We start from the raw sequence: 14750 nt of genomic DNA on the forward strand, positions 1-14750 counted from the left end.
AATTGTCCGATTTGCGAATGGATGCTGCCTGCATACGCCCGGGGAACTAATAGCTGGTAAAGCCGGTTCAGAAACCCGCGCCGGTCCCTTGCAGGACACCGTGCTCCAAGGCATAGCGCGTCAGGCCGGCGGTCGAGGAGATGCCAAGCTTGCGCTTGATATTCTTGCGATGCGTTTCCACAGTGCGTACGGAAATATCTAGGATATGAGCGACTTCCTTGTTCGACTTGCCCTGCGCAAGCTGAAGCAGGATCGTCTGTTCGCGACTGGTCAGAGGTTCGCGTCCGCTCTCGGTGGCGGGCTTGAGCGAGTCCGATGCGCCGGTGCACAGGTAACGTTCCCCGGCCATCACCCGGTCGATGGCGTCCTTTATCTGCTCGGTTGGCACGTCCTTGAGCACGTAGCCGCGTGCGCCGTGGCCGAGCGCAGTGGAGATGTATTCCGGGGAGTCATGCATGGACAGAATCAGCACCTTCAGCTCCGGATTGTCCTCCAGCAGCAATTCGGTGGCGTTCAAGCCGTTCACATTCGGCATGTTGAGATCCATCAGCACCACGTCCGGCGCGAGGCCGGCCGCCTGTTCCACGGCTTCCTGGCCATTGGTGAGCGTGCCGACGACCTCGATGTCGGGGTAGCTCTCCAGGATGGCCTTGATCCCTTCAGCGACCATGGGGTGGTCGTCCACGATCAATACGCGGGTCTCGCTCATGCGCTTTTCCTTTCCGTCGCCGAGCCATGCCCGGATTTAGGGCCATCCGTGCCGCTTTCGGGGGCGAGCATATGGGTCAATGGCACCTGCGCCTCGATGATCGTTCCCGTGCGGGTGCTCATGATCCGCAAGGTCCCGTCGAGTTGTTCGATCCGCTCCTGCATGTTGCGCAATCCCAACCCGAGGCTTTGCCCCGAGGCGGCCCGCGCCGCTGCGATCCCGCGGCCGTTATCGGCGATGCGCAGTGTCGCGCCGCCCTTGTGGCCAAAGACGCGCAGGCTCACATGGCTCGCTTCGGCATGGCGTTCGATGTTCATCAGCGCCTCCTGCGCCACGCGGTAGAGCGAGATCTTGGCATCCTGGTCGAGCCGGTTGCGGAAGACGACGGTCTCGAACTCCACCGTAAGGCCGGTGCGGTTGCCAAACTCCTCGATCAGCGATTGCAGCGCCGGACCAAGGCCCAGATCGTCCAGCACGCCGGGGCGCAGGTCCCGGCTGATCCGGCGCACCTCCTGGATGGCTCCGCCAAGCGCCGTGATCCCCATATCGAGATTTTCCTCGGCGCGGTCATCGCCCGTACGCAGGCGCCGGCGCGCCAGTTCCAGTGTGTAGCGGACGCTGACGAGTATCTGGCTGATGGAATCGTGCAACTCGCGCGCCACCCGCCCGCGTTCCTCTTCCTGTGTGTCGAATATCCGCTGTGTGAGGGCCTTCAGCTTGGCATCGGCCAGCCGCCGCTCGCGGATATTGAGCCAGAGCCCGCTGAGGAAAACCAGCAGCAGGGCGATCATGGTGATGCCTGCGATCCAGAGGAAGGTTTCGTGCACACGGGCCTCGGTTTCGGACCGCGCGGCGGCGACGGTCTCCAGAACGTCGTCTATGAAGATCCCGGTGCCGAGTGCCCATCGCCAATCCTGCAGGCCGACCACGTAGGAAACCATCTGCGCTTCTTCGCCTGTGGAGGGCTTGTGCCAGAGGTAGCTGTGATAGCCGGCCCCGCGCCGGGCGATCGTGATCAGTTCATCGACGATCGGCGTGCCGGCAGAATCGGCCAGCCTGGACCAGTTGGAATTGATCAGCTCGGTCTGGCGGGGCGCGACGAGGTTGTTGCCGTCATAGTCATAGACGAAGAAATAGCCGTCCTGGCCATAGATCATGGCAGCCAGCGTCTGGATGACGCGTTCCTTGGCACCCTCGTCATCGGGCAGCGCGCGGCCGTAATCCTTGGATATCGCGTTGCGGGCTATCGCCAGGTAGTTTTTCAGTTCCGTCCGTTTGGCCGCGATCAGCCGGTTTTCCAACTCGGCGATTTCCCTGTCTGCCAGCGAGCGCGCTTGAACCGCTACCAGCAACGATATCGCGGCCATGGCCAGCACAAGCGGCACCGTCGCCAGAAGAAAGAGCTTCTGGGCATAGCTGAGCCGAATCCGGTCTCGCATGCGCTGAAATGTCGATTCTTCGGGCAGTTTGCTCTCCATCCGGGCCGCCAGGTGCTGAAAAACCTACGCTCAGCCCGGTCGCGGATGCAAGCTGTTGACGCGGACCATGGCGTCTTTGCGGGGGGACGATTCGAAATGCAATGCGTTTCACGTTCTGAGTGACGCTAGGTCAAATGCCGTCTCGCGCATTCAATGCTGCGCGTGCAGCCATCAATGCACCCGAAGTTAGTGCAAAATCTGCCGCTTTTTTTGTCCAAAACCGCCGGGTCTACGCATTTGTCGGTATTTGATCCTCGCGAAGGGGCCGCTAACGTCCGCTCCACTGGAAACGATCCGCCTGCCAAAAGGCGGGCTCCAAAGTACCAACGGGAGGACATATTCATGGATCGTCGTTCTTTTCTGAAGACTTCGGCAATTGGCGGCTCGGCGGCCGCCGCGACCGCGCTGGCGGCACCGGCCTATGCGCAGGGCAAGCGGACGCTGACAATGGTTACCACCTGGGGCCGCGGCCTCGCCGGTGTGTTCGACGCCGCGCAGCGCGCTGCCGACAGCATTACCGCCATGACCGACGGCCAACTCACCGTCGAGGTGAAGGCGGCGGGCGAACTCGTGGGCGCCTTCGAGGTCTTTGACGCGGTGACCGCCGGTCAGGCCGACATGTATCACGGCGCGGACTACTACTTCGTCGGTCAGCACCCCGGCTATGCCTTCTTCACCGCCGTGCCCTTCGGCATGACGGCACAGGAGCTGGTCAACTGGTATTACTTCGACGGCGGCATGGAAGCCCATGACGAGCTGGGCGAGCTGTTCGGCCTCAAATCCTTCCTGTGCGGCAATACCGGCGCCCAGGCCGGCGGTTGGTACCGCAAGGAAATCAACGGTCCCGAGGATTTCAACGGCCTCAAGTTCCGCATGCCCGGTCTTGGCGGCGAAGCGCTCGGCAAGCTCGGCGCGAGCGTCCAGAACCTGCCCGGCTCCGAGGTCTACCAGGCGCTTGCCTCCGGCGCCATCGACGGCACCGAGTGGATCGGCCCCTGGGCTGACGAGAAGGCCGGCTTCCAGGAAATCACCAAGTTCTACTACACCGCCGGTTTCCACGAGCCGGGTGCGGGCCTGTCGCTTGCCACCAACCGCGAAGTGTTCAACAGCCTGAGCCCCGCGCATCAGAAGGTGATCGAGATCGCCGCTGCCGAAACCCACCAGTGGAACCTCGCCCAGTTCCTGTCGAATAACGGTGCCGCTCTGCAGCGCCTGCAATCGGCCGGTGTGAAGGTTCTGTCCTTCCCCGACAGCGTCTGGGATGCGATGGGCGCTGCGGCGATGGAAACCCTCGAAAGCAAGCGCGACGGCGATCTCTACGACAAGATCTATGACGGCGCGATGGCCTCGATGAAGGCATCCTCCGCCTGGATCGACGCCTCCGAAGGCGCCTATCGCCGGCAGCGTGACCGCATCCTCGGCTAATCGTCACCGACAACGAAACAGGGCAGGCCCGTTGAGGGCCTGTCCTTCGTCGATCCGGCCGAATGGCTGAACCGGCGACAACGAGAACTTCCGGGGGACGGGCCAAATGGGACTGGTCGAGGCATGGGGCGGAACATTTTTCGGATGGGTCGCCGCGAACATCATCGAATCCTACTATAATTTCTTCTACGCGATCACGCATCCGGGCCTTTGGCTGGACTGGTCGAACAAGGAAGCGATCATGCGTTTCGCCTATTACGGCGGATCGGTCGAATTCTTCTTTGTGGTCTTCACGGCCTTCCTGACGCTGACCGTGATCGGCATGATCTGGAACAAGGTCATGTGGGGCGTGGTCATCGGGCTGGAAGCCCTGGCCAACACGGTCGGACGCTTCGCCGCCTGGGCGGGACTGCTGATGGTGTTGCAACAGATCGTCATCGTGTTCATGCAGCGGATCTTCGCGGCCAGCCAGCTCTCCTTCGGCTTCGGCAAGGCGGTCACCTTCGACGTTTCCTGGTGGTCGGAAGAGCTCAAGCTCTACAACGCCATGATCGTGGCGCTTTGTGCCACCTATACCTTCGTGCAGGGCGGGCATGTGCGCGTGGATCTGGTCTATGCCACCGTCCGATACCGCACCCGCAAGATCATCGACATGGTGGGCTCCATCATCTTCATGATGCCGATGGCGACACTCATCTGGATGTATGGCTGGTTCTTCATGTGGCGTCACCTGATCACGCCCAAGATCTCGGCCTCCGACAAGCTCGAACTGATGCTCAAGAAGTCCCGGATCGTGAAGTGGAACGTGGAGACCATCGGTTTCTCCCCCAATGGCTTCAACGGCTATTTCCTCTTCAAGTTGCTGCTCGTGGCCTTTGCCGGGCTGGTCTTCCTGCAGGCCATCGCCTTCTTCTACCGCTCCTACCTGGAATGGAAGGAAGGGCCGGCAAGCGAAAACAAGCATCTCGACAAGGACAAGCTGGGCGACAAAGACGCCGAGCTGGTCGCAGAAATCCACTAAGGGGCAGGACAGATGTTTCTTGGACTCGACGGGGTCGAAATCGGCCTGATCATCGTCTTCCTGTGCCTGTTCGGCGCAATTCTCTCCGGCTTCCCGGTGGCCTTCGCCATCGGCGGCGCCGCCATCATCTCGTTCGGCATCATCGCCTCGCTCGACTCGGCCGGGCTGCTGATCCACCAGGCCATCGACAAGTCGTCGGATGCCTACAGGGAGGTCGTGAATTCGGGCGTGGCCGCGGATGCGATCTCGGTCTTCCGATATCCCGACCTGCCGCGCGAGGCCGTGTCGGTTTTCCCGGGCGGTTGGGAACAGGCGATGGACCGCAACCTGAGCTTCATCGTCAACCGGATCAACGAGCGTGTGCTCGCCGGCGCCTCGATCGAAACCCTGCTGGCGGTCCTGATGTTCGTACTCATGGGCATCACCTTGGAACGTTCGAAGATCGCCAATGACCTGCTAACCACCATGGCCAGGGTCTTTGGTCCGCTGCCGGGCGGCCTCGCTGTCTCCATCGTGGTCGTGGGCGCCTTCCTTGCCGCCTCGACGGGCATTGTCGGCGCGACGGTCGTGACCATGGGCCTACTGGCCCTACCGACCATGCTGCGCAACAACTACTCGCCGGAGCTGGCGACGGGTGTGATCGCGGCTTCCGGCACGCTGGGGCAGATCATTCCACCGTCGATCGTGATCGTGCTTCTGGGCACGCTGGCGGGCGACCTCTATTCGGCGGCCCAGGAAGAGCGCGCGCAGCTTGTCGGCTGTTCCGATGCGCTGACATATCTGGGGGAGCCGGCGGTTGTTTCGGTCGGTACGTTGTTCCAGGCGGCATTGGTGCCGGGCATCCTGCTGGCGGTGCTCTATGGCGCCTATGCGCTCGGTTACGCGATCCTCAACCCCTCCAAGGCCCCGCCGGTGCCGATGGAAGAAGGCGATGGCGAGCCGCGATCGCGCGGCGAGGCGCTGACATGGTTCCTCTTTGCGCCGGCGTTGCTCATCGGCGGAACGATCTTGCTTTCCTCGATGAATGTCATCGGTTCGCAGGACGTGACCGTGGACAGCTTCTCCGATGCGGGGCAGACCGCGAGCCTGCGCACCAATGTCAGCGAGCAGTGCCAGGCGGCGATGATCGACCTGCACGGGCAGGAAGCATGGGACGACGCGATCTCGCAGCAGGCCGACATCGACGAAGCGGGCGGCGTGGCCGAGAGCCGCAAGCTCTCCGAGGACGAGATCACCGCCGCGCGGGCCGAGAATGTCGCCAATGCGCCGATCCTGTCGGGCTCCATCGTGACCGGCTTCCTGCTGCTGAGCATTGTGCTGACCACCGCGCGCGGCGTGTCGCCTTCGGGCAATCCGCGGGACCTGCTGATCGGCGGGGCCGGGGTGGTGCTGGCGTTACTGGTGGATGCGGCCTTTATCGGCCCGCTGAGTACGCCGGGGCAGACGGTTCTGCTGCTCGCCATTCCGCTGGCCATGGTTCTCTATGGCTGCCGTTCGGCGGCGGGCGTTCTGGGCAAGAACGAGCTGCTGCGGGTCGTCTTCCCGCCGCTGGTGCTGATCGTGGCCGTGCTGGGTTCGATCCTGGGCGGAATTACCAACCCGACACCGGCCGCCGCGCTGGGTGCGGGCGGGGCGTTGATGCTGGCGGCCTACCGGCGGTTGGCCGAGGATGACGGCAAGGGCAAGGTGATCATCTGGGCCACCTTCGCCATTATCATCATGATCCTCGTCGGCGTGAATTTCGACCTTCGGGTAAACCAGGAAAACGTCGCGTTCGAGAACTGGGTCGGGTTCCTTGTGGCCAAGGCCGCCTATCTCTACGCGATGTTCGGTATCCTCTACGCCTGCTACGTGCTGTTCGCGAAGGGCGTGTTGAGGCCGGTGGTGCGCGAGACGGCCAAGGTGACCTCGATGGTCTTCACCATTCTGATCGGCTCGCAGTTGCTGAACCTGGTGGTGATCTCCTTCGGGGGCGAGCACTACATCCAGCAATTCCTGCGCAGCTATGACAGCGAGGTCACGGTTTTCCTGATCGTGATGCTGGTGCTCTTCGTTCTGGGCTTCGTGCTCGACTTCCTCGAGATCATCTACATCGTCATCCCGATCGTCGGGCCGGTCATCTATGGCGGCACGATGGACCCGAAATGGGTGACAATCATGATAGCGGTGAACCTGCAGACGTCCTTCCTGACCCCGCCCTTCGGTTTCGCGCTCTTCTACCTGCGCGGCGTGGCGCCCAAGGAGGTCACGACGGGCCACATCTATCGCGGCGTGATCCCCTTCGTGCTGATCCAGGTTGCGGGGCTGGGGCTGCTCTGGCTGTTCCCGTCAGTGGTGACGATCCTGCCGAACCTGATCGGGAACTGATCGGGTTCGCAGGTCTATCGGAACAGGCGGGGGCCTTCGGGGCCCCGCTTCTTGATTCTTAGGGGGGAAATCCGTTGCGCCGTGGTTCGGCACCTACTCCGGATACAGCCACAACGTCACGTCTCCGCGCATGAGTTTCTGGATGAAGTCACATCCATTTCCAGGCTCCGAGAAATGCAGCCATGATTTCACCGCGAAGCGGGGAGGGGCGAAACCCAGAAGGATCGGGTTAAGCTCTTCCAACGAAATCGGTGGCGATGCGTCGACATCTTCCAACAATGCGGATCTGGTCGTTTCCGAAAGGCTTTCGATCTGCATTGCGTAGGCGATGTACTCTTCATCGGCGGTGCAGTTTCGTTCACCACGTGCTGTCTGGTCGACAAGCGCATGGACGAACTCATGCACGACAATGACATCGAAATGTTCAGCGACAGGGATTGCGCCCCAGGAGTCCGATTTGTCATGCGCCTGTGCAAACGCCTTTGGTGTCAAAAGCTCCATCTGTTTCTTGCCCGGATGGAAGAGGCCGAAACAGGGTCCGTGGGCGTTCTCAAGGTCGTCCGAGAAGATGATTGTCACCGGTTTTGTTAGTTTCAGGTGGCAGTTTTCGAGTAATGGAAGGGCTGATGCCACGATCTCACAGATCCGGGCATGGAGCGCGCGATCCACGGTGTCCACACGCACGAGCGGCGTCCCGCAAGCAAGTGGCGCCGCATTCGCCGGGAGAAAGGTGAATAAGCATGGCATCGCGACAAGCGCCACGAGCAAGAGCCTTCCCATCCCGGACGTCACGGCGACACCTCCTTCCCGCGATGAGGTTACGCGACTTACGTCAGGTCAGCCATGACCTGTGTCATTACCGCTTCGACGGTGCGTTTGTGTCGAATATTTGCATCGATCCGCCAAGCCCCGGGCCGAAAGCCCGGATGACGGGAACGATCCCACGATTCGTGCCTCCGTTGGGAAATGTGAGGAAGGAGGATGCCTTGGGGCTTGCGAAGGAGGCGCTCGCCCGGGCCGGTTTTCAACCGCCGGTCGGTCGGGTGTCGGGCAGGGTGATGCGGGCCACCTGTTCGGCGATGGGGTCGACTGAGAGCGGATGGGTTTCCGAGTCGTGGTCGGCGGGGTGGCCGATGGACTGCCATTGCCCGGCCTTGTAGATTTCCAGCGCGCCGAAGCTGGCCTTGTAACCCATCTTGCGGCTGCCGGGCACCCAATAGCCGAGATAGACGTAGGGAAGCCCCGCGGCGCGGGCGATTTCAACATGGTCGAGAATAATATGGGTGCCGAGCGAGCGGCGCGTGAGCGTGGGCTCGTAGAAGCTGTAGACCATGCTCAGGCCGTCATCGAGCACATCGGTCAGGCAGACGGCGGCGAGATCGCTTTCCGGCCCTTCCGTTTCCTCCAGCCCCGGTTCGCGATATTCGACCATGCGGGAGCGGATCGGGGTTTCCTCGATCATGGCGGCGAATTCGAACACATCCATGTCGGCCATGCCGCCATCGGCATGGCGGCTGTCGAGATAGCGCCGGAAAAGCGCATATTGTTCGTCCGTCGCCCATGGCGAAGTTGCTTCGCGCTTGAGCGCCGCGTTGCGTTTCAGCGTCTTGCGCTGGTTGCGGCTCGGCTGGAAATCCTCAACCCGAATCCGCGCGGAGAGGCAGGCGGTGCAATCGGCGCAGGAGGGGCGGTAGAGCACATTCTGGGAACGGCGAAATCCCTGTTTGGACAACGCGTCGTTCAGCGTCTCGGCATGTTCGCCCTGCAAGGCGGTGAACAGCTTCCGCTCCATCCGCCCGGCAAGGTAGGGGCATGGCTGTGGGGCCGTCACGTAGAATTGCGGCGCAAGTGGGAGAGTGTGACGCATGAGCGCTCATGTGAGACCGAATAGTTGATGAAACGGTAACAGGGCTTGAAAGCGTCGCCAACCCCCGTTTGACGCCTTCTTTCCGGTGGCGTTTGGACAAAGAGCTGTATCGCCTTTCACGGCCTTTCGGCGTCCTGCGGACCTGCAAAAGGCGATACGCGCTGTCTGGACCAGGTTTTTGAAGCCTAGAAGCGGCCACGGTTGATCGCGGCGGTGCCGAGGGCGAGGTCATGCAGACCCTGGGCACGTGCGGTCGTGAGCATCAGTCCTATCGAGACCAGTTGCGGGATCAGGAAGGACAGGCAGAGCGAATAGAGCAGGGTGTGCATGAACGCGTCCCCGAGCCCGAACCGTTCGCCCCGCCAGGTGCGCAGTTCCACCGACATCAGCCGCATCCCGAGCGTGGCCGAGCCGCCGGAGATAGTCAGCACGCGATAGGCGAAGCTGACCACCAGCCAGAGAAACGGGTAGAAGAACAGCCCGGTAAAGGCGGTGAAGGGCAGCACCAGAAGGGTCAGCAGGAAGACGACAAGCGCATCCACGATCCACGCGACCGCCCGCTTGACGGGGATGTCAGCATAGAACTCGGCGTTGCGGTCGGGGTCGGGAAGGCCGGGATAGGGTTGGATCATGTCGCTCATCTGTATCATCCGCTGCTACATTTCAACGGCGCATGAGGGAAATCATGCGCCGCCTTGGGAGGGGCGCCCGAGAGATGGGCGCCCACTGGAGGGGTCGGTCAGGCCGGTTGCACTTCGTCGATCGGGTTGTCGCCGGTGCTGGAGCTGGCCGCCTTGGTGCGGTCATCCATGAAGGCGTCGAACTCGGCCTTGTCCTTGGCGTCGCGCAGACGCTGCAGGAAGGATTCAAAGGCTTCCTGTTCCTCTTCGAGCCGGCGCAGGGTGTCCTGCTTATAGGCATCGAAGGCGGAGTTGCCGCTGGTCTTCATCGCGGCATGGTAGTTGCGGTGATGCGCCCGGCGAGCGCTGCGGCAGGAACCGTTGAACATGCGTTTGCTCCAGATCATGTAGGCAAGAAGGGCGAGGCCGAGCGGCCAGAAAAAGATAAAGCCGAGGACCATTGCGGCGATCCAGGCCCCTTTGCCGCGGTCATCGAGCCAGCCTTCGGCCCGGGCAAACCAGGACGGGTTGCTGACGTGGGTTGCGGTAGTCATCCTTGTTCTCCTCGTTTCGAACTAATGTGAATGCCTTTCACATTACGAAAGATGGGAACATCACGGGTTGGGTTCAATAGGCAATGTGAAAAGATTTTACATTTTTCTGTCGCGTGGTTTCCTGCCACCGTGCCGACATGTTGCCGCGTCAGGTCTCGACGAAATCCGCCATTTCGCCACCACAGGCCATGCGCAACGCCTCGGGCGCGATGCCGAAGACATGGCACGGTGTGCCGGCGGCGGCCCAGACGGTGTCGAACATGCCGAGGCGTGGATCGAAAAAGGCGCGGATCGGTGTTGTGTGCCCAATGGGCGAGACACCGCCAATGGCGAACCCGGTCACCTCCTGGATGCGGTTGCCGGAGGCCAGGTGGGTCGGTTCGCCGAGGAGTTTCGCGATCCGATCAGTGCAGACGCGGTTGCCGCCGGCGGTAACGAACAGCGATAACGTGCCACTTTCCTCTCCCTCGACAATGATGGATTTCGCGATCTGGTCGAGCGCGCATCCCACCGCGTCGGCTGCTTGTTGGGCGGTGCGGGTGCTGTCGGGCATCTCGCGCAGCTCATGCGCGACACCGGAGGCTTCAAGGGCCGCTCGGACCCGCTTCAGGCTCCTGCTCATGATACCCTCGTTTCTTGCCGCGGCGATGTAACCCCGGCGCGTGTGTTCCGGCAAGCGGCATGTCATTGACCGGCGCGGCGTGGCGGTCCATCAAACGGGCATGAGTTTCATTGCCCGGATCACCCGTTCACCCATTCCCTTCGATGCCGAGGCCGGCGCGGATGCGCAGTCCCTGTTCGCGGAACTGCCGCCGGAAATGCGCGAGGTGCTCGCGGGAACAGCCGGATGCAGCCCCTACCTGCGCGGCCTCATGGCGCGGCAGCCGGAGTGGCTTGCCGAAGCACTCTTCCGGGATCCGGGAGAGGTTCTGGCAAGCGAGTTCGAGCGCCTGAGGCCCATGTCCCAGACCGACCTCAAGACGGGGCTGCGGCAGGCGAAGGGCCGGGTGGCGTTGCTGGCCGGCCTGGCCGATCTGGCAGGCGTCTGGTCGCTGGAGGAGGTGACCGGCGCGCTGACCGATTTCGCCGATCTCTCGGTGGATCTCGCGATGAAGGCGGTGCTGGCGCGCGAGTTCGAGCGGGGCAAATTTCCGGGAAAGACGCTCGACGATCTGGATGATGCGGGCGGCATGGTGGCGCTGGCCATGGGCAAGATGGGTGCGCATGAACTGAACTATTCCTCCGATATCGACCTGATCATGCTCTTCGACGAGAGCCGTTACGAGATGGGCGATTTTCTCGAGGCCCGGTCCGGTTTCATCAAGGCGACGCGGCGAATGACGTCGCTTCTGAGCGATATCACCGGCGAGGGATATGTCTGGCGCACGGATCTGCGCTTGCGGCCGGACCCGTCGGTGACCCCGGTCTGCCTGGCGATGGAAGCTGCGGAGCGCTACTACGAGTCGGTCGGGCGCACCTGGGAGCGGGCGGCGCATATCAAGGCCCGCCCTTGCGGTGGCGACATTGGTGCGGGGGAGGCCTATCTGGAGCGGCTGCGGCCCTTCATCTGGCGCCGCCATCTCGATTTCGCGGCGATCCAGGATGCGCATGACATGCGGCTGAAGATCAAGGAGCACAAAGGGCTGCACGAGACCGGCAGCCTTGAGGGGCGCAACCTGAAACTGGGGCCGGGCGGCATTCGCGAGATCGAGTTCTTCACCCAGACCCGCCAGATCATCGCTGGGGGGCGGGATGCGAGCCTGCGCTTGCGCGGCACGGTGCCGGCGCTGGCGCGGCTGGCCGAGACGGGATGGATTCCGCACCGGCTGGCGGCCAGTTTTACCGATCACTACCGCTACCTGCGCGAGATCGAGCACCGGGTGCAGATGGTGGCCGATGCGCGCACCCATGCCCTGCCCACGAGCGCGGAAGGGTTCGACCGCATCGCGCGCATGTGCGGGCAGGGCGACACGGCGGCCTTCAAGGCGGGCATCGCCGAGCGGCTGGTCGAGGTGCGCGAGGCCGCGGAGGGCTTTTTCGCGCCCGGGAAGAAGGGAGGCGGGGCTTCGACGCCGACCGCGGAGCCCGAGATCGTCTCGCGCTGGCGGCGCTATCCGGCGCTGCGCTCCGAGCGCGCGCAGGAGATCTTCGAACGGCTGAAGCCGGATCTTCTGGCGCGGCTGAACGCGGCGCCGCGCCCGGACGAGGCGCTCTCGGCCTTTGACGGCTTCCTTTCGGGGCTGCCGGCGGGTGTGCAGCTCTTCTCCATGTTCGAGGCCAACCCGCATCTGCGGGCGCTGATCGTCGATATCGCCTCCACCGCGCCGGCGCTGGCGAGCTACCTGTCACGCAACTCCGGTGTGCTGGACGCGGTGATCGGCGGCAGGTTCTTCGCGCCCTGGCCTGGCAAGATGGAGCTGTGTGTGGCGCTTGGCCAATTGCTCGATGAGACGGATGACTACGAGGAACAACTGGACGAAACCCGCCGCTGGCTCAAGGAATGGCATTTCCGGGTCGGCGTTCACCTGCTGCGCGGTATCGTCGATTCCGCCGAAGCGGGGCGCCAGTATGCCGATCTGGCCGAGGCGGTTCTGACCGCGCTCCTGCCGGCGGTCGTCGAGAATTTCGCCCATAAACATGGCCGGATGCCCGGACGGGGCGGGGTCGCTGTCGGTATGGGCTCGCTCGGTGCGGGGTGGATCAATTCCCGCTCCGATCTGGACCTGATAATGATCTACGATGCGGGCGATGCCGAGGTGTCCGATGGCCCGCGCCCGCTGCCGGTGGTGCAGTATTATGCTCGGCTGACCAAGGCGGTGCTGACGGCCATTACAGCGCCGACCTCCGAGGGGCGTCTCTACGAGGTCGACATGCGCCTGCGACCGTCGGGCAAGCAGGGACCGGTGGCGACCTCGCTCTCTGCCTTCGAGAGCTACCAGAAGAACGAGGCCTGGACCTGGGAGCATCTGGCGCTCACGCGGGCGCGACCGGTCGCGGGATCGCTGCGGCTCAAGGAGGATGTCGAGGCAGTGCGCCTCTCGGTGCTGGAACAGCCGCGGGATGTGGCGAAGGTACTGGAGGACGTGCGCGACATGCGCCGGCGGCTGTCGGAGGCGAAGGGGCAGCAAGGTCCGCTCGACGTGAAGCGCGGCCCCGGTGGGATGCAGGACATCGAATTGCTGGCGCAGGCCGGCGCGCTGCTGACGTCGGCGCATGCAAGGCGCACACCGCCGCAATTGGCCGCCGCGGCGCGCCACGGCTGGCTGAGCAAGGCGGAGGCCGAGCAATTGACGGCGACTTATCGGCTCGCGCGGTCGGTGCAGAGCGTGGGACGCTTGTTGGTGGATGGTCCGCTGGATCCGGAAACGCTGGGGCAAGGCGCAAAGGAAGTGCTGGCGCGCGAGACCGGATTGGAAGATCTCGACGCGTTGATGGCGGAGCTGGCCGCGCGGCGGGCGGTCTCCGCCGAGATCATCGATGCGGCGCTGGAGCGCACGGATATCGGTGGAAAGGGAAAGGCATGAAAGGCGATCGCTATGATCCCAAGGCGTTGATCGCAGAGGCTTATCGGATTGAAGGGATCAGCACAGCGGAATGCCGTTCGATATTCATGGATTGGGCATTATCCCTACCCGAGGGTGTCGCCACGCAGGAAGCTGTCGCGAAACTTGTTTCGCGTCATGCCGAGCCTTTGCCGGATCATCCGATGAGCGCGGTCCTCCGCGAGGGGCTGGCGCAGGGGCGTCCCGCTGCGCGACGTGGCGGCTGGCGCGGCCGGCGCGGTCGCGAGTAGTTTGCCCGGACGTTTCCCGTAACCAGAGTGGCGCGTTTGCGGAGGGCGAAACCGTTCGGTGGCGCGCGCTTCGCGCGCGGGAACGATCCTGCGGATCGAGCCTCCGCCGGAGGTATTTTGGGAAAGATGAAATTAAGACAGCTCTTACGTCTTCTGTCTCCAGATATCCTGGGGGAACGCTCGAACGATCTGGTGGGTGTGCTGCGCCGACAAATCGGTATCGGCGCAGTCTATTGGAAGAATTTTATTTCAGGGCTGCGGCTGCGCGGGCAAGCTCGCGGATGCCGTCCCAATCGCCGGCCACGACCTTGTCCTTGGGGGCGACCCAGCTTCCGCCGACGCAAAGCGTGTTGGGCAGGCCCAGGTAATCCATGGCGTTGGCGAGAGAGACGCCGCCCGTGGGGCAGAACTTGATCTGGGGCAGGGGGGCGCCGATGGCCTTGAGCGCAGGTGCGCCACCGGCGGCTTCGGCGGGAAAGAACTTCTGCACGGTGTAGCCGCGCTCGAGCAGCCGCATGGCCTCGGTCGCCGTCGCGGCACCGGGCAGCAGCGGCAGGTCGGCATCTTCGCAGGCGTCGAGCAGGCGGTCCGTCGCGCCCGGCGAGACGCCAAAGAGCGCGCCGGCTTCCTTGGCGGCCAGTACATCTTCGGGGGTGAGCAGCGTTCCCGCGCCCACGACGCCGCCTTCGACCTTGCTCATCTCGCGGATGGCGTCGAGGGCCGCGGGGGTGCGCAGGGTGATCTCCAGCGCCGGCAGGCCGCCCGAGACGAGCGCTTCTGCCAGCGAGCGTGCCTTGGAGGCGTCATCGATCACCAGCACCGGCACCACGGGGGCGAGCTGGCAGATTTCGGCGGACTTCAGGGAGGCTTCCTGAGGGGTCATCGAGTTTCCTTTCGTATCCGGCAGGGGAGAGGC

Annotated in this window: 13 protein-coding genes; 5 read left to right on the forward strand and 8 right to left on the reverse strand. The window is 63.3% G+C overall.

Going from position 1 to position 14750, the window contains the following annotated elements; all coding sequences use genetic code 11:
• Window positions 1-67: 67 nt before the first annotated feature.
• Together AX756_RS09400 and AX756_RS09405 are read right to left on the reverse strand one after the other, a co-directional pair.
• On the reverse strand, window positions 68-709 hold the full coding sequence (locus AX756_RS09400) for a response regulator transcription factor (RefSeq protein WP_068310366.1): 642 nt from the start codon (window positions 707-709) through the stop codon (window positions 68-70).
• Window positions 706-2187 carry a cache domain-containing protein gene (locus tag AX756_RS09405; RefSeq protein WP_068310368.1) on the reverse strand — a complete coding sequence of 494 codons (1482 nt, stop codon included), beginning with the start codon at window positions 2185-2187 and terminating at the stop codon, window positions 706-708. Before AX756_RS09405 ends, AX756_RS09400 begins: the two co-directional genes overlap by 4 nt.
• 342 nt (window positions 2188-2529) lie before the next feature.
• Between AX756_RS09405 and AX756_RS09410 the strand changes: the two genes are divergently transcribed.
• The 3 genes from AX756_RS09410 (at window position 2530) to AX756_RS09420 (ending at window position 7000) form a co-directional block, all read left to right on the forward strand.
• Window positions 2530-3612 carry a TRAP transporter substrate-binding protein gene (locus AX756_RS09410; protein ID WP_068310370.1) on the forward strand — a complete coding sequence of 361 codons (1083 nt, stop codon included), beginning with the start codon at window positions 2530-2532 and terminating at the stop codon, window positions 3610-3612.
• Window positions 3613-3718: 106 nt separating this feature from the next.
• A complete protein-coding gene (locus AX756_RS09415) occupies window positions 3719-4633 on the forward strand; it encodes a TRAP transporter small permease subunit (protein WP_068310372.1) in 915 nt (304 codons plus the stop codon).
• 12 nt (window positions 4634-4645) lie between these two features.
• On the forward strand, window positions 4646-7000 hold the full coding sequence (locus AX756_RS09420) for a TRAP transporter large permease (RefSeq protein WP_068310374.1): 2355 nt from the start codon (window positions 4646-4648) through the stop codon (window positions 6998-7000).
• Window positions 7001-7093: 93 nt separating this feature from the next.
• Here the strand turns inward: AX756_RS09420 and AX756_RS09425 are convergent, their stop codons facing one another.
• The 5 genes from AX756_RS09425 to AX756_RS09445 all read right to left on the reverse strand — a co-directional run bounded on the left by AX756_RS09425 (window position 7094) and on the right by AX756_RS09445 (window position 10663).
• Window positions 7094-7762: a DUF6639 family protein gene (locus AX756_RS09425; protein WP_156461438.1), complete on the reverse strand. Its 669-nt coding sequence runs from the start codon at window positions 7760-7762 to the stop codon at window positions 7094-7096.
• A 262-nt stretch (window positions 7763-8024) separates the two neighbouring features.
• Complete coding sequence (locus tag AX756_RS09430; protein WP_068310379.1) at window positions 8025-8867, reverse strand: arginyltransferase; 843 nt, start codon at window positions 8865-8867, stop codon at window positions 8025-8027.
• Window positions 8868-9052: 185 nt separating this feature from the next.
• Window positions 9053-9508, reverse strand: coding sequence for an RDD family protein (locus AX756_RS09435; protein WP_231701020.1), 456 nt, complete (start codon window positions 9506-9508; stop codon window positions 9053-9055).
• A 98-nt stretch (window positions 9509-9606) separates the two neighbouring features.
• The gene (locus AX756_RS09440; RefSeq protein WP_068310381.1) at window positions 9607-10041 is read right to left on the reverse strand and encodes a DUF2852 domain-containing protein; all 435 of its coding nucleotides are present in this window, start codon (window positions 10039-10041) and stop codon (window positions 9607-9609) included.
• A 148-nt stretch (window positions 10042-10189) separates the two neighbouring features.
• Window positions 10190-10663: a YbaK/EbsC family protein gene (locus AX756_RS09445; RefSeq protein WP_068310383.1), complete on the reverse strand. Its 474-nt coding sequence runs from the start codon at window positions 10661-10663 to the stop codon at window positions 10190-10192.
• A gap of 100 nt (window positions 10664-10763) precedes the next feature.
• On the opposite strand from AX756_RS09445, the gene glnE reads away from it, so the two are divergent.
• The gene (gene glnE / locus AX756_RS09450) at window positions 10764-13565 is read left to right on the forward strand and encodes a bifunctional [glutamate--ammonia ligase]-adenylyl-L-tyrosine phosphorylase/[glutamate--ammonia-ligase] adenylyltransferase (RefSeq protein WP_068310385.1); all 2802 of its coding nucleotides are present in this window, start codon (window positions 10764-10766) and stop codon (window positions 13563-13565) included.
• Window positions 13562-13834 (forward strand): hypothetical protein, encoded by a 273-nt coding sequence (locus tag AX756_RS09455; RefSeq protein WP_068310387.1) that lies wholly within the window; start codon window positions 13562-13564, stop codon window positions 13832-13834. Before glnE ends, AX756_RS09455 begins: the two co-directional genes overlap by 4 nt.
• Window positions 13835-14078: 244 nt before the next feature.
• On the opposite strand, the gene eda is transcribed toward AX756_RS09455, so the two are convergent.
• Entirely contained in the window at window positions 14079-14717 is a 639-nt protein-coding gene (gene eda / locus AX756_RS09460) for a bifunctional 4-hydroxy-2-oxoglutarate aldolase/2-dehydro-3-deoxy-phosphogluconate aldolase (protein ID WP_068310389.1), read from the reverse strand.
• Between the last annotated feature and the right edge of the window lie 33 nt (window positions 14718-14750).

The organism is Aliiruegeria sabulilitoris (genome assembly GCF_001558155.1).
Classification (GTDB): Bacteria; Pseudomonadota; Alphaproteobacteria; order Rhodobacterales; family Rhodobacteraceae; genus Tropicimonas; species Tropicimonas sabulilitoris.